The sequence below is a fragment of the Streptomyces barringtoniae genome (assembly GCF_020819595.1).
GTDB lineage: Bacteria > Actinomycetota > Actinomycetes > Streptomycetales > Streptomycetaceae > Streptomyces > Streptomyces barringtoniae.
Map to the genome: position 1 here is coordinate 44809 of NZ_JAJHNP010000024.1, position 18198 is coordinate 63006.

14 protein-coding genes, 1 pseudogene and 1 riboswitch are annotated in these 18198 nt (G+C 71.0%); of the genes and pseudogenes, 5 read left to right on the plus strand and 10 right to left on the minus strand.

What is annotated here, in order from left to right; all coding sequences use genetic code 11:
• The first annotated feature begins 197 nt into the window (after positions 1–197).
• Both LMU33_RS33785 and LMU33_RS33790 read left to right on the plus strand, forming a co-directional pair.
• Positions 198–968: an ABC transporter ATP-binding protein gene (locus tag LMU33_RS33785; RefSeq protein WP_228624618.1), complete on the plus strand. Its 771-nt coding sequence runs from the start codon at positions 198–200 to the stop codon at positions 966–968.
• Complete coding sequence (locus LMU33_RS33790; RefSeq protein ID WP_228624620.1) at positions 968–3496, plus strand: ABC transporter permease; 2529 nt, start codon at positions 968–970, stop codon at positions 3494–3496. The genes LMU33_RS33785 and LMU33_RS33790 overlap by 1 nt, the downstream gene beginning before the upstream one ends.
• A 59-nt stretch (positions 3497–3555) precedes the next feature.
• Here the strand turns inward: LMU33_RS33790 and LMU33_RS33795 are convergent, their stop codons facing one another.
• Positions 3556–4848 (minus strand): class I SAM-dependent methyltransferase, encoded by a 1293-nt coding sequence (locus LMU33_RS33795; RefSeq protein ID WP_228624622.1) that lies wholly within the window; start codon positions 4846–4848, stop codon positions 3556–3558.
• A gap of 254 nt (positions 4849–5102) precedes the next feature.
• On the opposite strand from LMU33_RS33795, the gene LMU33_RS33800 reads away from it, so the two are divergent.
• Positions 5103–5750, plus strand: coding sequence for a hypothetical protein (locus tag LMU33_RS33800; protein ID WP_228624624.1), 648 nt, complete (start codon positions 5103–5105; stop codon positions 5748–5750).
• A 111-nt stretch (positions 5751–5861) separates the two neighbouring features.
• Here the strand turns inward: LMU33_RS33800 and LMU33_RS33805 are convergent, their stop codons facing one another.
• On the minus strand, positions 5862–7241 hold the full coding sequence (locus tag LMU33_RS33805) for an NAD(P)/FAD-dependent oxidoreductase (RefSeq protein WP_228624626.1): 1380 nt from the start codon (positions 7239–7241) through the stop codon (positions 5862–5864).
• A gap of 559 nt (positions 7242–7800) precedes the next feature.
• On the opposite strand from LMU33_RS33805, the gene LMU33_RS33810 reads away from it, so the two are divergent.
• On the plus strand, positions 7801–8082 hold the full coding sequence (locus LMU33_RS33810) for a hypothetical protein (RefSeq protein WP_228624628.1): 282 nt from the start codon (positions 7801–7803) through the stop codon (positions 8080–8082).
• Positions 8083–8149: 67 nt separating this feature from the next.
• Here LMU33_RS33810 and LMU33_RS41765 read toward each other — a convergent pair whose 3' ends face one another.
• From LMU33_RS41765 to LMU33_RS33840, 6 genes and pseudogenes are all read right to left on the minus strand, one after another.
• A complete protein-coding gene (locus tag LMU33_RS41765; RefSeq protein WP_228624790.1) occupies positions 8150–9145 on the minus strand; it encodes a Ppx/GppA phosphatase family protein in 996 nt (331 codons plus the stop codon).
• Positions 9146–9349: 204 nt separating this feature from the next.
• Positions 9350–9751 (minus strand): annotated as a pseudogene (locus tag LMU33_RS41770) (DUF501 domain-containing protein); the annotation flags it as partial.
• A gap of 27 nt (positions 9752–9778) precedes the next feature.
• A complete protein-coding gene (locus LMU33_RS33825) occupies positions 9779–10255 on the minus strand; it encodes an FtsB family cell division protein (protein ID WP_228624630.1) in 477 nt (158 codons plus the stop codon).
• A 114-nt stretch (positions 10256–10369) separates the two neighbouring features.
• On the minus strand, positions 10370–11656 hold the full coding sequence (gene eno / locus LMU33_RS33830; protein WP_228624632.1) for a phosphopyruvate hydratase: 1287 nt from the start codon (positions 11654–11656) through the stop codon (positions 10370–10372).
• A 341-nt stretch (positions 11657–11997) separates the two neighbouring features.
• Entirely contained in the window at positions 11998–12690 is a 693-nt protein-coding gene (locus tag LMU33_RS33835) for a LysM peptidoglycan-binding domain-containing protein (RefSeq protein ID WP_228624634.1), read from the minus strand.
• A 4-nt stretch (positions 12691–12694) separates the two neighbouring features.
• A riboswitch (cyclic di-AMP (ydaO/yuaA leader) is annotated at positions 12695–12867 on the minus strand.
• 182 nt (positions 12868–13049) lie between these two features.
• Positions 13050–14129, minus strand: a complete 1080-nt coding sequence (locus LMU33_RS33840) for a transglycosylase family protein (protein WP_228624636.1) — start codon at positions 14127–14129, stop codon at positions 13050–13052.
• Between the two features lie 315 nt (positions 14130–14444).
• On the opposite strand from LMU33_RS33840, the gene LMU33_RS33845 reads away from it, so the two are divergent.
• Positions 14445–15128: a DUF899 family protein gene (locus LMU33_RS33845; RefSeq protein WP_228624638.1), complete on the plus strand. Its 684-nt coding sequence runs from the start codon at positions 14445–14447 to the stop codon at positions 15126–15128.
• On the opposite strand, the gene LMU33_RS33850 is transcribed toward LMU33_RS33845, so the two are convergent.
• Together LMU33_RS33850 and LMU33_RS33860 are read right to left on the minus strand one after the other, a co-directional pair.
• On the minus strand, positions 15122–16432 hold the full coding sequence (locus tag LMU33_RS33850; protein WP_228624792.1) for a cytochrome P450 family protein: 1311 nt from the start codon (positions 16430–16432) through the stop codon (positions 15122–15124). The genes LMU33_RS33845 and LMU33_RS33850 overlap by 7 nt on opposite strands.
• Positions 16433–17056: 624 nt before the next feature.
• Positions 17057–18124, minus strand: a complete 1068-nt coding sequence (locus LMU33_RS33860; RefSeq protein WP_228624640.1) for a nucleoside triphosphate pyrophosphohydrolase — start codon at positions 18122–18124, stop codon at positions 17057–17059.
• Positions 18125–18198: the final 74 nt, after the last annotated feature.

Consider the following 18198-nt stretch of genomic DNA (forward strand, 5'->3'; position numbering starts at 1 on the left):
GGACAGCGGTTCGACGGTGATCCGGCGGCGACCGCTCTCAGGGTCCGCCGTCCTCCCCAGGTATGACGCGGCGCTCTCCCGTCCGACCCCAGTCGGCCTCCGGAACCGGAACAGCGACTGACTACACCCGCGCCCGGCGCCGGGACGATGGAACGGTCCCCATGGAACACACGTCGTCCCGACAGGAGCACCTTCCCGTGACCACCACACCCACCGCCGGCCGGACCACCGCCGTGGCCGCACGCGCCACGGAGCTGTCGAAGATCTACGGGCAGGGTGAGACCCGGGTGGTCGCCCTGGACCGGGTCTCCGTCGACTTCCGGCAGGCCGAGTTCACCGCGATCATGGGCCCGTCCGGCTCCGGCAAGTCCACGCTGATGCACTGCGTGGCCGGACTCGACACCTTCTCCTCCGGGTCCGTGCGCATCGGTGACACCGAGCTGGGCTCCCTGAAGGACAAGCAGCTCACCAAGCTCCGCCGGGACAAGATCGGCTTCATCTTCCAGGCCTTCAACCTGCTGCCGACGCTGACCGCCCTGGAGAACATCACCCTGCCGATGGACATCGCCGGGCGGAAGCCGGACAAGGCCTGGCTGGACCAGGTGATCGCGATGATCGGCCTGTCCGGGCGGCTCAGCCACCGGCCCGCGCAGCTCTCCGGCGGCCAGCAGCAGCGCGTGGCCGTCGCCCGTGCCCTCGCCTCCAAGCCCGAGATCATCTTCGGTGACGAGCCGACCGGAAACCTCGACTCGCGCTCCGGCGCCGAGGTCCTCGGCTTCCTGCGCAACTCCGTGCGCGAGCTCGGCCAGACCGTCGTCATGGTGACCCACGACCCGGTCGCCGCCGCCTACGCCGACCGCGTGGTCTTCCTCGCGGACGGCCGGATCGTCGACGAGATGTACGGCCCCACGGCCGACTCCGTCCTCGACCTCATGAAGCAGTTCGACGCGAAGGGCCGTACCAGCTGATGTTCCGCACCGCCCTGCGCAACGTCCTCGCGCACAAGGCCCGGCTGCTGATGACCGTGCTCGCCGTGATGCTCGGCGTGGCCTTCGTCGCCGGGACGCTCGTCTTCACCAACACCATCTCCGACGCCTACCAGAAGAGCTCCGCCAAGGGCTTCGACCAGGTCGACGTCGCCGTACGGCCCAAGTACCAGGAGTCCAGGGGCGACCAGGTCGGCAAGCTGTCCGACCTGACCCGGGCCACGCTGGACAAGGCCGCGAAGGTCCCGGGCGCCGCCTCCGCGACCGGTGTCGTCAGCGGCTTCACCGCCGTCGCCGACAAGGACGGCAAACTGGCGGGCGGCGACTGGCAGTCCAACGGCGGCAACTACTGGGGCACCAAGGACGCCCGGTACCCGCTGGTCAGCGGCCACGCCCCGCACGGCGCGGGCGAGGTGCTGCTCGACTCCAAGACCGCCGAGCGCGCCGGCTACCGGGTCGGCGACACCGTGCGCCTGTCCGTGAACGGCCCGGTCCTCACCCCGACCCTCGCCGGCATCTTCACCACCGACGACGGCAACGTCTCCGCCGGCGGCAGCCTCGCCCTGTTCGACACCCCGACCGCGCAGAAGCTGTTCGGCAAGAAGGGCACGTACGACGAGATCGACGTCAAGGCCGCGGCCGGCACCAGCCAGACCGCGCTGAAGGCCGGCCTGGACAAGGCCCTGCCCGCGCACCTGGCGGAGACCACCACCGGAAAGCAGCTCGCCGACGACCAGGCCAAGCAGATCGCCGACTCCATGAGCGGCCTGAAGCAGGCCCTGCTGGTGTTCGCCGGTATCGCGCTGTTCGTCGGCACGTTCATCATCGCCAACACCTTCACCATGCTGGTCGCCCAGCGCACCCGCGAACTGGCCCTGCTGCGCGCGGTCGGCGCCTCCCGCCGCCAGGTGACCCGCTCGGTGCTCATCGAGGCGTTCGCGGTCGGCGCGGTCGCCGGTGTGGCGGGGCTCGCCGCCGGCGTCGGCATCGGCGCGGGCCTGCGCTCGCTGCTGGGCTCCTTCGGCGCGAGCGTGCCCGACGGGCCGCTGGTGATCAGCCCCGGCACCGTGGTGGCCGCCCTCGCGGTCGGCATCCTCATCACCATGCTGGCCGCCTGGCTGCCCGGCCGCCGGGCCGCGAAGATCCCGCCGGTGGCGGCGATGAGCAGCGTACACGCCAAGGCCACCACCAAGTCGCTGGTGCTGCGCAACACGCTCGGCGCGCTGTTCGCGGCGGCCGGCGTCGCGGTGGTCCTCGCGGCCACGTCGATGGACACCGACTCCGCCCAGGGCCCGATGGGCATCGGCGCGGTCCTGCTCATCATCGGCGTGTTCATCCTGACCCCGCTGCTGTCCCGACCGCTGATCGCGGCCGCCGCCCCGGCCTTGCGTGCCTTCGGTGTCTCGGGCAAGCTGGCCCGCCAGAACTCGGTGCGCAACCCGCGCCGTACGGCGGCCACCGCCTCCGCGCTGATGATCGGCCTGACCCTGATCACCGGCATGACGGTGATGGCGGGCAGCCTGCAGACCGCGATCGACAAGATGGCCTCCTCGGCGATCCGCGCGGACTACGTCGTCTCGATGGCCAACCGCTCCCCGCTCTCCCCGGACGTGGCGACCAGGCTCGCCGCCGCCGACGGCGTCACCGCCAGCAGCCCGCTGCGCAACGCCGAGTCCCGCATCGACGGCAAGACCGAGTTCCTGACCGGCGTCAACGGCTCGGCCATCGGGAAGCTGACCGACCTGAAGGTGGACGAGGGCACGTTCACGGTGGGCGGCTCGCAGATCGTCGTGGACAAGGACCGGGCCAAGGAGAACGGCTGGGCGCCCGGTTCGCACGTCACGGCGCACTTCGAGGACGGCCGGTCACGGCAGCTGACCGTCGCCGGCGTCTACGAGGGCAACGACATGATCAACGGCATCATGCTCGACAACAAGGTCCTCACCCCGCACCTGAAGGACCCGGCCGACATGCAGGTCATGGTCAAGACGGCGGGCGGCGCCTCCGAGGCGACGAAGACCCGGCTGACGAAGGTCCTCGGCACCAACCCGGCCATCAAGATCCAGGACAAGCAGGACATCTCCAACAGCATCGCGCAGATCTTCACGACGATGCTGAACATGCTCTACGGCCTGCTCGGCATGGCGGTGATCGTCGCTGTCCTCGGGGTCATCAACACCCTGGCCATGTCGGTCTTCGAGCGCGCCCAGGAGATCGGCATGCTCCGCGCGATCGGCCTGGACCGCAAGGCGGTCAAGCGGATGGTCCGCCTGGAGTCCCTGGTGATCTCCCTGTTCGGCGGGGTGCTCGGCATCGGCCTGGGCGTGTTCTTCGGCTGGGCGGCCGGTGAGCTGCTGGGCACCAAGATGCCGACGTACGAACTGGTCCTGCCCTGGGGCCGGATGGCGGTCTTCCTGCTGCTGGCGGGCACGGTCGGCGTCCTCGCCGCGCTGTGGCCGGCCCGGCGCGCGGCCAGGCTGAACATGCTGGCGGCGATCAAGGCCGAGTAGCGGTGGTACGACGGTGAAGGGGGGCCCGGGAAAAGGGCCCCCCTTCTGCCGTACCCGGGTCAGGTGTTCCAGGTGCGGGTGCGCAGCGGCAGCCCGGACACGCCCGACTCCGGGCTGCGGACCGCCAGGACCTGGTTGACGCCGATCCGGTTGCGTTCGAAGGCGAGCGCCGAGGCGGCCATGTACAGCCGCCAGACGCGGGCCCGGCCGGGGCTGGTGAGGCGGACCGCGCGGCCCCACTCCCCCTCCAGGTTGGCGACCCACCGGCGCAGGGTGCGGGCGTAGTGCTCGCGCAGGGACTCCACGTCGCGCACCTCGAACCCGGCGAGCTCCAGCTGGGTGACGGTGCTGCCGATGGGGGCGAGTTCGCCGTCCGGGAAGACGTAGGCGTCGATGAACTCGTCCACGGAGTACGCCGTTTCGTCGCGCTGGGGGCGGCGGGCGATCTGGTGGTTGAGCAGCCGCCCGCCGGGCTTGAGCAGGTCGTGCAACCGGCGGGCGTACTCCAGATAGCGTGCGGCGCCGACGTGCTCCGCCATGCCGATGGAGGAGATGGCGTCGAAGGGGCCGTCCGTCACGTCCCGGTAGTCCTGGACCCTGATCTCCACCCGGTCGGTCAGCCCCTCGTCGGCGACGCGCTTGCGGGCGTATGCCGCCTGCTCCTGCGACAGGGTGACCCCGACGACGTTCACGCCGTGCTCGCGGGCCGCGTGGACGGCCATCGAGCCCCAGCCGCAGCCGACGTCCAGCAGCCGCTGACCAGGGGTCAGCCCGAGTTTGACGCAGACGAGTTCGAGCTTGTCGCGCTGGGCGGTCTCCAGGGTTCCGCCGTCCTCCCAGTAGGCGCAGGAGTACACCATGGAGGAGCCGAGGACGATCTCGTAGAAGTCGTTGCCGACGTCGTAGTGGTGGCTGATGGCCTGCCTGTCGGTGCGCCGGGTGTGCAGATGCCGGCGCGCCCTGCGGACCTCCTCGCGCGGCGGGGCGGGCGGGAGCGGGGGCCCGGCCAGCCTCAGCAGCTCGCGGGCGGCGGCCCGGACGGCGGGGTCGCGCAGGGCCTGCAGAACGCCGGGGGCGTCCTCGCCGCGCTCCCACACCAGTCCGGCCAGGGCCTCGAGCGCGGTGTACAGGTCGCCCTCGATGTCCAGGTCGCCGGCGACCCACGCGCGGACGAGGCCCAGCTCGCCCGGTTTGAACAGCATGCGGCGCAGGGCCCGGCGGTTGCGTACGACGAGCGCCGGCGCACCCGGCGGCCCGGCCTGCGACCCGTCCCAGGCACGGATCCGTAGCGGGAGCGGGGTTCCCAGCAGCTGCTCGGCAAGACTCCTCAGCCGCGACGCGGCGTCGGCCATGGCGCACACCTCCAAGACGAGATCCCGGATGCCGGTAACCACGTAAACACCGTTGGCCGTTCGGCGCAGTCCCGCAAAGGAGTTACAACCGAGCAAAATAGTTGCATATGCCATGCAGATGGGGCGCGGAGTGTGCGGGAAGCACCGCCCGTCGGTCAAGTCACGACTTGCAGGGGCATGACGCGCCTGAGGGAACCGGGCCGTAATGGATGACGTACCCGGCTTCCCCCTCTCCGCAACGGATGTGCATTGCCATGGTTCGTCTCTCCAAGTTCCAGCGCCTGACCCTGCTCGCCGCCTCGACGACGGTGATCACCGCAGGTGGGCTGTCGGCCGGCAGCGCGTTCGCCGCCCCGGCGGCTCCGCACACCGCCGCCGTCACCACCGCAGGCCACCCCGATGCCGCCCCCCGGTGGAAGCAGATCACCGACAGCCCGAGCGGCATCACCGTCCGGCTCCCGGGAAAGCCCGTGGTGCAGAAGTACAGCGCGCACGGGGTCAACAGCCGCTCCTACCTGGTGCCGACCGGATACGGGGCCATGGGCTTCTCGGTCTTCGACGGGCCCGGCAAGGCCCCGGACAAGCCGTGGGACCTGAAGACGGGTCTCAAGGGCGCGGTGGACGGCTACAACAGCGGCGATGTCGGCGCCAGGCTGCGCAGCACCGACGTCCATGACGGCACCAAGGACGGCGACCACTATCTGGAGGCCAGGCTCGTCGGCGCCGACGGCAGGACGGGGCACATCCGCATGGTCGACCACGGTGAGCAGGCGATGATGGTCATGATCGTCGGCACCGACGACCAGCGGCACGCCGTCGACCAGGACTACCGGCAGGTGCTCGACAGCATCAAGGCCCCGGAGCACGGCCCCCGGGCCGAGGGCTCCGCCGTGTCCATCTGACCGGAGTGCGTCCCCGGCCCCGGCGGGCCGGGGCCGGGGACGCACACGCCGAAGGGGCCGCCCGCACCACGGATGGCAGGCGGCCCCTTCGGCGTGTTCAGCCGGCCCGGGTCAGGAGGCCTTGGCCTTCTCCTCGGTCTTGGCGGCAGCGACCGGTGCGGGCTTCGCGGCCTCGTAGAACTCCTCGCGCGGGTTCTCCATGGCGCCCAGGGAGACGACCTCGCGCTTGAGGAACATGCCGAGCGTCCAGTCGGCGAAGATGCGGATCTTGCGGTTCCAGGTCGGCATCGCCATGCCGTGGTAGCCACGGTGCATGTACCAGGCGAGGCGGCCCTTGAGCTTGATCTTCATCTTGCCCATGACGATCATCGCCACGCCCTTGTGCAGGCCGAGACCGGCCACCGCACCCTTGTTGGCGTGCTCGTACTCCTTCTGCGGGAAGCCCCGCATGCCGGAGACCACGTTGTCGCCGAGCACCTTGGCCTGGCGCAGCGCGTGCTGGGCGTTGGGCGGGCACCAGGCGTTCTCGTTGCCCGCCTTGCGGCCGACGAGGTCCGGGACCTGCGCGTTGTCACCGGCGGCCCAGATGTAGTCCGTGCCCTTGACCTGGAGCGTGGGCTCGCAGTCGACGTGGCCGCGCGGGCCGAGCGGCAGACCGTAGCGGGACAGGGCCGGGTTCGGCTTGACGCCGGCGGTCCACACGATCGTGTTGGAGTCGACCTCGAGGCCGTTCTTCAGCACCACGTGGCCGTCGACGCAGGAGTCCATGGAGGTGGAGAGGTAGATCTCCACGCCGCGGCCCTCGAGGTGCTCCTTGCCGTACTGGCCAAGCTTGGGGCCGACCTCGGGGAGGATCTTGTCGGCGGCGTCGACGAGGATGAAGCGCATGTCCTCGCGGGACACGTTCTTGTAGTACTTGGCCGCGTCCCGGGCCATGTCCTCGACCTCGCCGATGGTCTCCGCACCCGCGAAGCCACCGCCGATGAAGACGAAGGTGAGCGCCTTGCGGCGGATCTCCTCGTCGGTCGTGGAGTCGGCCTTGTCCAGCTGCTCCAGCACGTGGTTGCGCAGGCCGATGGACTCCTCGATGCCCTTCATGCCGATGCCCTGCTCGGCGAGGCCGGGGATCGGGAAGGTGCGGGAGACGGCGCCGAGCGCGATGACGAGGTAGTCGAAGGGCAGCTCGTACGCCTCGCCGACCAGCGGGGCGATCGTGGCGACCTTGCGGTCCTGGTCGATGGTGGTGACCCGACCGGTGAGGACCTCCGCCTTCGGCAGCACGCGCCGCAGCGGGACGACGACGTGGCGAGGGGAGATGTTGCCGGCGGCGGCTTCGGGGAGGAAGGGCTGGTAGGTCATGTACGACCGGGGGTCGACGACCGTGACGGTCGCCTCGCCGTAGCGCATCTTCTTGAGAATGCGCCGAGCTGCGTACAGGCCTACGTACCCACCGCCTACTACGAGGATCCTGGGACGCTCCGTGGTGCTCATGCCATCGAGTATCCACCCGCGGATGGGGGGTCGCTCGTGCGCCCCTTCACAAGCTCCGACAGGGCCTGTGCTACACTGCGCGGCCCGCGTGACGCAGATCATGACCGGCGAGGGGAACCGCGGCACCCTTTGGGTCGTTGTCAAGGCCGCGTGAGCTGCCTCTCTCGGTGACGGACGGGGGCGTGAGTCGCCCGAAACACCTCCGTCGACACGCGATCCGAAGGTGCCGTACACCACCAATCTGAACATGTTCAAGGGCCCCTTGGCACCCTGAAAGGGTCAACGGACCGCCTTCCGCGCCCCGACCTGGCCGAAATCCTTGTGAAGAACTTCACGAAGGTTTTCGACGCGACGTCATCGCGAGGCCCGAAGGATGCCCGACGGGCGGCCCGGAGGCTGCTCAAACGTTATCCGACCTGCTCAGCAGTGGCTACCCATCAGTAACAAATGAGAGCCGGACAACAGGGCTTCACCCGGCCGGACCGCTGGGCGGGCCCGTGTTCACCCGGTCGGTCACACACCGCGCGATGCAGGGCAGAGTGGCACATAGCGTGCCTGCATGAGCACTTCACAGACGGCCTTCAAGAAGGCCCTTTCGCGAATAGGCGCGGTCGGCGCGGTCCTGGGTGTCGCCCTCGCGGCGGGAACCGCCACGGCCGCCTCCGCCGTCGCCGCGGCCCCCGCCACTCACCTCACCGCCAAGGCCGCCGCCCCCGCAGGCGGCCATGACGAGCACGGGGGCTCCGGCGGCCACGACGAGCACCGGGGCTCCGGCGGGCACCACGACTCCGATGACGACGACGGGGGGTGCGAAGGCCTCATCGTCCTGCTCTGCAACTGACGGCCGGCCCGCTCGGGCCCAGGCGACGGGCCCCGTTCCTCCCCAGGAGGACCGGGGCCGCTCCACGTCATCGCAGGCCGGCGGCCTCCTTGCCCGATGCCGCCGCTTCGGCCGCGCTGAAGGCGATGCCGTCGAGAATGTCGTGCTCGCTCACCACGACCTCCTCGGCGCCGATCCGCTCCATGATCGCGAGCAGCACGAGGGCGCCCGCGCCGATGACGTCGACCCGGCCCGGGTGCATGGACGGGATCGCGGCGCGCTCGGCGTGCGTGGAGCGCAGCAGCCACTCGGTGATCTCGCGGACCCGGTCGCGGGAGACGCGGGAGTGGTGGATGCGCTCGGAGTCGTACTCGGGCAGCTCCTGCGCGATGGCCGAGACGGTGGTGACGGACCCGGCGAGGCCCACCAGGGTGTGCGCCTCGCGCAGCGGGACCGTCTCCTCGGCGAGGTCCAGGGCCGCCTCGATGTCGGCCCTCATGGCGGCGACCTGCTCCTCGGTGGGCGGGTCGGAGACCTTGCCGTCCCGCACCAGGTGACGTTCCGTCATCCGTACGCAGCCGACGTCCACGGACCGCGCCGCCCGCACACGGTCGTCGCCGACGACGAACTCGGTGGAACCGCCGCCGATGTCCACCACCAGGTAGGGCCTGGTGAGGTCTTCGCGCCCCTTGAGTTCCTTGGTGGCACCGGTGAAGGAGAACTCGGCCTCCTGGTCGCCGCTGATCACCTCCGGCTCGACGCCGAGGATGTCCAGCACCCCGCGCACGAAGTCGTCCCGGTTCTCGGCGTCGCGGGAGGCGGAGGTGGCGACGAAACGCACCCGGGCGGCACCGAGTTCACGGATCACCCCGGCGTACTCGCGGCAGGCGGCGAAGGTCCGCTCCAGCGCCTCCGGCGCCAGCCGGCCGGTGCGGTCCACGTCCTGGCCGAGCCGCACGATCGTCATGCGCCGGTCCAGCTCCAGCAGCTCACCGGTGGCCGGGTTGACGTCGGCGACGAGCAGCCGGATGGAGTTCGTGCCGCAGTCGACGGCGGCGACCCTGAAGAAGCCCTCCGGAACCATCGGCCGGTACGCGAAGAAGCCGCTGCGGACCTCGGCGGGGTCGAGGACGGCACCCTCCTCACCGGGGTGCTCGTCCGCCGGGTCGGGCGCCTGAAGCGGCTGCACGCACGGTCCCTTGCGCCACCACTCCGGCAGCATCGCGATCGCCTCGTCGCCCAGCGGGTTGACCCCCGGGCCGGCGGCCAGCGAGTGCGCGACCAGCACGTGCAGGCACTTCACACGGTCCGGCATGCCGCCGGCGCTGGGGAAGCCCTCCAGGACCTCGATGGCGTCCCGGCGCGCGATGTAGTCCTCGTGGGCGGCACGGTAGGCCGCGGCCAACTCGGGGTCGTTCTGGAGGCGTTCCGTCATCTCCTTCATGACGCCGTCCGCCTCCAGCGTGCCGATCGCCGAGGCGGCACGCGGGCACGTCAGGTAGAACGTCGTCGGGAAGGGCGTGCCGTCGGGCAGCCGGGGGGCGGTCTCCACGACGTCCGGCTGACCGCACGGGCAGCGGTGCGCGATGGCCCGCAGGCCCCGCGGCGGGCGGCCCAGCTGCTGCTTGAAGGCCTCGACGTCCGCGTCGGTGGGCTCTGTGCGCGGCGTGGCGGGCGGGGGCGTTTCCATGACTGCTTCAGGTCGGCTTTCTATCGATTACTGGTCGGAGGCGTCGGACTTGTCGACGCCGTCCCAGACGTTCGCGTACCAGGGCCGGCGGGCGGCCCTGAGGTCGGTGCGGGACTGCTTGGCCGCACCGGGGTCGATGACGACGTACCCGGTCTCGCCGGGCATCACATAGTGCAGCCGGCGCCGGATCTGCTGCTCGGCGTAGGAGTCGTCCTGCCAGCGCGCCTTGAGGTCGCGCAGCTGCTCGACCCGCTTGCGGGCCTGCTCCTGCTGCCGCTGGAGGTCGGAGATCTGCGCGCGCTGGGAGACGTACTGCCGCATCGGATAGGCGAGAGCGACGATCAGCGAGCACAGCACCAGCGCGAGCAGCGCCGCGCGGCCGGTGAGCCGGGAGCGGCGGGCCTGGCGCCTGGTCTGTGAGCGGTAGACCCGGGCCGCCGTCTGCTCGCCGAGCAGCCGCAGCCTGGTCGCGGTGGAGAAACGGTCCCGGTCCCTCACGGCCATCGGTCCTCCGCTCCCCTTGTGTCCGAGTCTCACACGTGCGTACGTCCCCGGACACGGTACGGGACCGGGTACGGGGACGTACGTATGACTGGCTAAGACTTAGCCCGGGTCGGCTCAGCCCTTGAAGCGGGGGAACGCGCTGCGGCCGGCGTACACCGCGGCGTCGTCGAGGATCTCCTCGATGCGCAGCAGCTGGTTGTACTTGGCGACGCGCTCGGAGCGGGCCGGGGCGCCGGTCTTGATCTGGCCGCAGTTGGTGGCGACGGCGAGGTCGGCGATGGTGACGTCCTCGGTCTCGCCGGAGCGGTGGGACATCATGCACTTGTAGCCGCTGCGCTGGGCCAGCTCGACGGCGTCCAGGGTCTCGGTCAGCGAGCCGATCTGGTTCACCTTCACGAGCAGGGCGTTGGCGGTGCCCTCCTCGATGCCGCGGGCGAGGCGCTCGGGGTTGGTGACGAACAGGTCGTCGCCGACCAGCTGGACCTTGTCGCCGAGACGGTCGGTGATGACCTTCCAGCCGGCCCAGTCGTCCTCGAACAGCGGGTCCTCGATGGAGACGAGCGGGTAGGCCGCGACGAGCTCCTCGTAGTACTCCGTCATCTCGGCGGCGGAGCGCTCCTTGCCCTCGAAGAGGTACTTGCCGTCCTTGTAGAACTCGGAGGCGGCCACGTCGAGCGCGAGGGCGATCTGCTGGCCGGGGGCGTAGCCGGCCTCCTTGACGGCCTCGATGATGAGGTCGAGGGCCTCACGGTTGGAGCCGAGGTTCGGGGCGAAGCCGCCCTCGTCGCCGAGGCCGGTGGACAGGCCCTTGCTCTTCAGGACCTTCTTCAGCGTGTGGTAGACCTCGGTGCCCCAGCGCAGGGCCTCGGAGAAGGACTCCGCGCCGACCGGGGCGATCATGAACTCCTGGATGTCCACGTTGGAGTCCGCGTGCGAGCCGCCGTTGAGGATGTTCATCATCGGCACCGGCAGCAGGTGCGCGTTGGGGCCGCCCAGGTAGCGGAAGAGGGGGAGGTCGGACGCCTCGGACGCGGCGTGGGCGACGGCGAGGGAGACGCCGAGGATGGCGTTGGCGCCGAGGGAGCCCTTGTTGTCGGTGGCGTCCAGGTCGAACATGGCCTGGTCGATCAGGCGCTGCTCGGTGGCGTCGTAGCCGACCAGCTCCGGGCCGATCTGCTCGATGACGGCGAGGACGGCCTTCTCGACGCCCTTGCCCTGGTAGCGGTTGGGGTCACCGTCGCGCAGCTCGATGGCCTCGAAGGCGCCCGTCGAGGCGCCGGACGGGACGGCGGCACGACCCGTGCTGCCGTCGTCGAGGCCGACCTCGACCTCGACCGTGGGGTTGCCTCGGGAGTCCAGGATTTCCCGGGCTACGACGACGTCGATGGACGGCACGAGCATCTCCTTCTTGGGATGTGACGCTGGAAGTGCGGGGCGTGTACCTGACGGCCGCGCCTTGCGACTAGAGCCTAACCGTCCCCGGGCCGTCGGCCACCGACCGACCGTCCCGTGGACGGGAAGGACACGCAGACGGTACCTATTGTTCACCGACGGAACAAAGGGGCCTCCGGATGAGGCCGAGGTGAAGAGTGGGGAAAGCAGGCAGAAAAAACCCCGCCCCGGCGCGTACGGGGGAACACGCGCCGGGGCGGGGAGCCCGTGGGGACGGGGGTGGCCCTCACGAGGCCTTCAGTGTGCGGGCCGGGGATGTGAGGGCACTTGGGTCCGCTCGGGGCCAGGTGTCACTTCAGGTGCAGCTGCTGGCCCGGGTAGATGAGGTTGGCGTCCTGGACGATGTCCTTGTTCAGCTCGAACAGCTTCTGCCAGCCGCCCTTCACGCCGTGCTTCTCGGCGATGGCGCTGAGGCTGTCGCCCTTGACGACCTTGTACTCGCCGTCGCCCTTCTTGACCTTCTTGCCGGTCGGAGTGGTGACGGTCTTGCTCGCCGACGGGGCCTTGCGCGTGGTGGAGCGGGTGGCGGCCTGCTGGTCGGTGGAGCGGGTGGTGGTGCTCTTGGTGGTGGTGCTCTTGGTGGTCGCCGCCGGGGCCGAGCCGCCGTACGGGGTGCCCGACAGGCCCGTGCCGCAGACCGGCCAGGCGCCCTTGCCCTGGCCCGCGAGGACCTTCTCGGCGACGGCTATCTGCTGCGCCTTGGTGGCGAGGTCGGCACGCGCGGCGTAGGCGGTGCCGCCGTACGCGGCCCAGGTGGAGTTGGTGAACTGCAGACCGCCGTAGAAGCCGTTGCCGGTGTTGATGGACCAGTTGCCGCCCGACTCGCACCGGGCGACCGCGTCCCACTCGGAGGCGGTGGCGGCGGAGGCGTTGCCGGCCGCCATCAGCGGGGCGGCGACGGCGGCGCCGGTGACACCGGCGAGCGTGATGGCGCGGACGGCCTTGGACGGGCGACGGTGCTTGCCCTTGCCGGAAAACAGCATGGATCGATCCCCTCACCGACGCCTGCGAGGTGAGCTGTCGGGTTCGGGCCGGTTGAGTTGCCCGGCCGCGCACTCGCTCTCGCGAGACGCGGCTTCACCCCAAGCCGGTCCAGCGTCAACCGCTGGGCCCGGCGCTTACCTTGGGTCCCCCGCTCCTGCCTACGGCGCTTGACGCGACGACTGTTCCCGGGCAGCCGCTGGCAGGATTCGGCGTTGCGGCTGCCGGGGCTCGTGGTGACGAGCGGTCCTGACCGTAGACATGCGATCGACGGAATTTCAAAGACGATCAGGGCTTCTGAGACTCATCCCACACTTTCACCAAACCGGACATCAGCCGCGAAGTGGGGCGTCAACTTCCGCTAGTCGTTGCCCTTTTCGGCAGGGACGTTCAGGGTCTGACCGGCGGCGATGTGGTCCGGGTCGGCGCCGATGACCTTCTCGTTGCCGACATAGAGGGCATGCCACCCGCCGTCGACGCCAAGCGAGTCGGCGATGGAGGCGAGGGAGTCGCCCTCACGGACCGTGTAGGTGCCCGGTTCGCGGCTGGCGTGACGGCCCGAAGGAGTGGTGTTCTGACCGTTTGTCACGTTTTCGTCCGCGCTTTCGCCGCGATGGCGTCCGCCATTGCCGAGCGCGCCGGTGTCGACCAGGCTCCAAGAACCGGCACTCTGCTGGTAATTGTCCGAGTTGTCGGTACCTGGTGTCGCCGCGGGAGAGCTGTCGGACCCCTGCGGGTTTCCGCCGTCGTGCGAGCCTGACTTGTCTGTCTTGTCGGACTTGGGGGTGCTGGTTCCGGCGGAGCCGTCGACCGTACCGGGGGTGCCGGCGGTGTCCTTGCCCGGGCTCGGGGTCGGCGTGGCGCTGGAGTCCGCGGCGGAGCCGGAGGAGTCCGAACCCGAGGCGGAGAGGGAGCCGGAGTCCGAACCCGAGCCCGAATCGGAGCCGGGTGAGGACGAATCAGGCAGACCGGACGAGTCGGAGCCCTGGGCCGAGCCGGACGCACCGGTCGACCCGTCACTGCCGCCGGAGCCGCCGACGCCGGTGTCGACGTCGACCGAGGCGGAGTCGGAGGTCAGCCCGGAGAGCAGGGCACAGGTGGCCCACGGCTTGGTGCCCTGGTCGGCGAGGATCTTCTCGGCGACGGCTATCTGCTGGGAGCGGCTGGCCTGGTCGGCGGTCTCGGCGTACTGCGTGCCGCCGTACTTGGCCCAGTCGCCCTGCGAGATCTGCAGACCGCCGTAGTAGCCGTTTCCGGTGTCCGCGCTCCAGGAACCGCCGCTCTCGCATTCGGCGACCTTGTCCCACGTGGTTCCGTCGGCCGCGTGCGCACTGGCGGCGCCGAGCAGCGGGATTGCGATGGCGGAGCCGGTCACGCCGGCCGCGACGAGGAGGGCCGGAGCCTGACGGGGGCGACGGTGACGACCGTTCCCGGAGAGCATGCGGAAGCCTTTCGTGCGACAGCAGAACCGGCGCGGCAGCCGAAGCCGGGCCGCCACACTGATGGGTGAACGTAGCGGCAGACGATCACTTGTCACAAGTTCATGCCGCGCAGATCACGTGAAGATCACAGAGTTGAAAGTTTGTCATCTCGTCCTGCGCGGCGGCCGATTGTCCCCTGCCGTCCCCTTTGTCACCCGTCGGGAAGGGCGACTTTGTCACCCGCCGGGAACGGCGACGCCTCACGCCCGGCGCGCGATCGGGCCGGAACCATGGACTGGACCCGATCCGGGGGGCTTCCCACCCAGGAGGACACGATGCTGCGGCACACCCGGTTGTCCGGAGAGTCCGCGGACTACCTCGCCGCCCGCGAGGAGCTGCGCAGCGCCGAGATCGAACTCATGCGGCACCGCGAGCAGGTCGCGGCCCTGCGCAGAGCGCTTCCGCAGGGCGCCGAGGTCGACGACTACGTCTTCCTCGAGGGCCCCGCCGAGCTCGACGCCGGCGACACTCCCGTCCGCGAGGTGCGGCTGAGCGAACTGTTCACCGGCCCGGACCGCCCGTTGATCGTCTACCACTTCATGTACGGCAAACGGCAGACCGACCCGTGCCCGATGTGCACCCTGTGGATCGACGGCTTCAACGGCGTCGCCCACCACATCGCCCGGAACGCCGACCTCGTGGTCACCGCGGCCGCCGACCTGCCCACGCTGCGCCGGCACGCCCGGGGCCGCGGCTGGTCCCGGCTGCGGCTGCTGAGCGCCGGGGACAGCACCTTCAAGTACGACCTGGGCAGCGAGGACGAGAACGGCGTGCAGGACTCCACCGTCTCCGTCTTCACCCGGGACGCGGACGGCACGGTCCGCCATTTCTACTCCGCCCATCCCCGCATGGCCGAGGACATCGACCAGCGCGGCATCGACCTCCTCAATCCGGTCTGGCACCTCCTCGACCTGACGCCGGCCGGCCGTGGCGACTGGTTCGCGGGACTGGACTACTGATCGGCGGTGCCTGCCCGGAGCGGCGTGAACTCCACGGGCAGGGTGCGCAGGCCCCGCATGATGAGCCCGCCACGCCATCTCAGGTCGGCCGGATCGACGGCCAGCCGCAGGTCGGGCAGGCGGGTGAGCAGAGTGGCGAGCGCGGTCTGGCCCTCCAGCCGGGCGAGCGGCGCGCCGAGGCAGTAGTGGATGCCGTGGCCGTACCCGAGGTGCTGGTTGTCGCGGCGGGCGAGGTCCAGCACGTCCGGGTCGGCGAACCGCTGCGGGTCCCGGTCCGCCGCCGCGAGCACCACGAGCACCGGGTCCCCCGGCGCGATGTCCTGTCCGCCGATGGTGAGCGGCTCGGTGGCGAACCGCCAGGTGGCCAGCTCCACCGGGCCGTCGTAGCGCAGGAGTTCCTCCACCCCGGTCTCCAGGAGGTCCGTTTCCCTCCTGGCCAGGGAGTCCTGGAGGCGCTCGCGCTGGGCGGGGTGGGTGAGCAGGGCGTAGGTGCCGTTGCCGATGAGGTTGACGGTCGTCTCGAAGCCGGCGAACAGCAGGATGAAGGCCATCGCGGCGGCCTCGTTCTCGGTGAGGTGCTCGCCGTGGTCCGAGGCGCGGATGAGGCCGGAGATGAGGTCCTCGCCGGGCACGGGATCGGCGGGCAGCGCCTCGCGCTTCTTGTGGATGAGCTCGGCGAGGTAGCCGCGCATCTTCTTCACCGACCGTGCGACCCCGCCCCGCGGCCCTCCGCCGTGCCGGATCATCATCCCGGCCCAGTCCCGGAAGTCGTCCTGGTCCTCGCGCGGGACGCCGAGCATGTCGCAGATGGCGTAGATGGGCAGCGGGAAGGCGAACTCGTGGATGAGGTCGGCGGAGCCCTTCGCCGCGAACCGGTCGATGAGGTGGTCGGTCAGCTCCTGCACCCGGGGCGCGAACTCGGCGACGCGGCGCGGGGTGAACGCCTTGCTGACCAGCCGGCGCAGCCGGGTGTGGTCCGGCGGGTCGATGTTCAGCAGATGGGTCATCAGCTCGGCCTTGCGCTCACCGGGAATGCCGGTCTTGCCCTTGGCGTGCGCGGGCTCGTCGTGATGCGCCGGGTTCTTGCTCAGCCGCTGGTCGGCGAGGGCCTGCTTGGCATCGGCGTACCGGGTGACCAGCCAGGCCTCGACACCGCTGGGCAGCCGCGTCCGGTGCACCGGCGCGTGCTCGCGCAGCCAGGCGTAGGCGGGGTAGGGGTCGGTGGCGAACTCCCAGGTGAACAGGGCGGGAGCGGAGCCCGCGGCCGGGCCGGGGGCGGTCTGGGGGCGGGGCTGGTCGGTCACTCCTCGACGGTATCCGCATCCCAGCGGGCCTCCGCGTCCTGGCGGCCGCCGGGGACTGTGGGTATCGCCTCGGGGGCGTCTTCCTCCGCGGGGTGCGGGTGGCTTCCGCGTCCTGGCGGCCGCCCGGGCCGGGTCGTCGCCTCGGGGCCTGTCCCTCCGCGGGGCGGGGGGGAGCAGGGCGTAGGTGCCGTTGCCGATGAGGTTGACGGTCGTCTCGAAGCCGGCGAACAGCAGGGTGAAGGCCATCGCGGCGTGTCCCTCCGCAAGGCGGGCCGGGGGCGGCTTCCCCCCGGGGGAATCCCCTCCGCATCCGGGGGCCGCTGGGGGCCGCAGTCGTCTCCTCCGGGCGTCTTCCCCCGTCGGGCTCCCCGGCGAGCCTCCGAGTCCCGGTGGCCGCCCGGGCCGGGTCGTCGCCTCGGGGCCTGTCCCTCCGCGGGCCGGGCCGGAGACGTCTTCCCCCCGGGGAATCCCGCCCGCATCCGGGGGCCGCTGGGGGCCGCGGTCGTCTCCTCCGGGCGTCTTCCTCCGCGGGGTGCCGGCGAGCCTCCGCGTCCTAGTAGCCGCCGGGGGCGCGGTCGTCGCCTCGGTAAGTCCCCGCAACCCGATGACCACCTGGAGCCACGGTCATCGTCCGGGGGCGTCTCCGTCAGCGGGTTCCCGGTGGGCCTCCGCGTCCTGGTGGTCGTCGGGGGCTGTGGGTATTGCCTCGGGGGGTACTCCCTCCGCCTCACGGATGGCGTCGCGGTACGCACGTGCCGCCGCGCGCAGGGCCGCCTCCGGGTCCACGCCCTGCGTCTCGGCGCGGGCCGCGAGGGCCAGCAGCTGGTAGCCGATGCCCTCGCCCTGCGGGAGTGGCACGTCGAGGCCCGCCGCGCGCGCGCGGGAGGCGAGCTTGGCGGCGAGGGCCAGGCCGGGCTGGCCGAGCGGGACGCCCTCCGTGACCGAGGTGCGCCGCTTCTCCTCGGCCTTGGTGCGCAGCCAGTGCGCCTTGACGTCCTCCGGGGTCTCGGCCTTCTCGTCGCCGAAGACATGCGGGTGCCGGTGGACGAGCTTGGCGACGATGCCGCCGGCCACGTCGTCGACGGAGAACGGCGCGTCGGGGTGCTCCTCGGCGATCCGGGAGTGGAAGACGACCTGGAGCAGGACGTCGCCCAGTTCCTCGCGCAGCTCCTCGCGGTCGCCGGCCTCGATCGCCTCGACCAGCTCGTACGCCTCCTCGATGCCGTACTTCGCCAGCCCCTGGTGGGTCTGCCGGGACGACCAGGGGCACTCGGCGCGAATGCGGTCCATGACCTGCACGAGGTCCAGCAGACGGGCGCCGGGGAGGTCGTAGGAGGCCGGCAGCAGCTCCAGCTCCGGCATGGCGACACGGCCGGAGCCGGCCAGCCGGGCCAGGCCGTCGGTGAGCGCGGGCTCGCCCTCACCGGTGGCGACGACCACCACCGTCCGACCGCCCGCACAGGCGTCGACCAGCTCCTGCGCGGTGGGGGACGCCTCCCCCACCGCTATGCCGGCCTCCCGCAGATACGGCAGCTGCGGATGCGCTCCGTCCGCGCACAGTACGGCGTCGGCGCCGCGCAGGGCCTGCCAGGCGGGCCAGGACAGCAGGCCGGGCGCGACACGGTGGCTGGTGGTGAGCAGGACGATGCGACCGGGGTCGGCGGCGGCGAGGTCGGGGCTGGATGCGTTCACGCTCCGAACGTAACCCACGGCGGCAGAGAGCGGATTCGGTTGTCCACAGGGCGGGGACGATCATATGAACGTAT

Excerpts from the sequence above, each read along its gene's own strand:
- LMU33_RS33790 (WP_228624620.1), top strand. The coding sequence starts at position 968 with ATGTTCCGCACCGCCCTGCGCAACGTCCTCGCGCACAAGGCCCGGCTG.
- LMU33_RS33795 (WP_228624622.1), bottom strand. The coding sequence starts at position 4,848 with ATGGCCGACGCCGCGTCGCGGCTGAGGAGTCTTGCCGAGCAGCTGCTG.
- LMU33_RS33800 (WP_228624624.1), top strand. The coding sequence starts at position 5,103 with ATGGTTCGTCTCTCCAAGTTCCAGCGCCTGACCCTGCTCGCCGCCTCG.
- LMU33_RS33805 (WP_228624626.1), bottom strand. The coding sequence starts at position 7,241 with ATGAGCACCACGGAGCGTCCCAGGATCCTCGTAGTAGGCGGTGGGTAC.
- LMU33_RS33810 (WP_228624628.1), top strand. The coding sequence starts at position 7,801 with ATGAGCACTTCACAGACGGCCTTCAAGAAGGCCCTTTCGCGAATAGGC.
- LMU33_RS41765 (WP_228624790.1), bottom strand. The coding sequence starts at position 9,145 with ATGGTTCCGGAGGGCTTCTTCAGGGTCGCCGCCGTCGACTGCGGCACG.
- LMU33_RS33825 (WP_228624630.1), bottom strand. The coding sequence starts at position 10,255 with ATGGCCGTGAGGGACCGGGACCGTTTCTCCACCGCGACCAGGCTGCGG.
- eno (WP_228624632.1), bottom strand. The coding sequence starts at position 11,656 with ATGCTCGTGCCGTCCATCGACGTCGTCGTAGCCCGGGAAATCCTGGAC.
- LMU33_RS33835 (WP_228624634.1), bottom strand. The coding sequence starts at position 12,690 with ATGCTGTTTTCCGGCAAGGGCAAGCACCGTCGCCCGTCCAAGGCCGTC.
- LMU33_RS33840 (WP_228624636.1), bottom strand. The coding sequence starts at position 14,129 with ATGCTCTCCGGGAACGGTCGTCACCGTCGCCCCCGTCAGGCTCCGGCC.
- LMU33_RS33845 (WP_228624638.1), top strand. The coding sequence starts at position 14,445 with ATGCTGCGGCACACCCGGTTGTCCGGAGAGTCCGCGGACTACCTCGCC.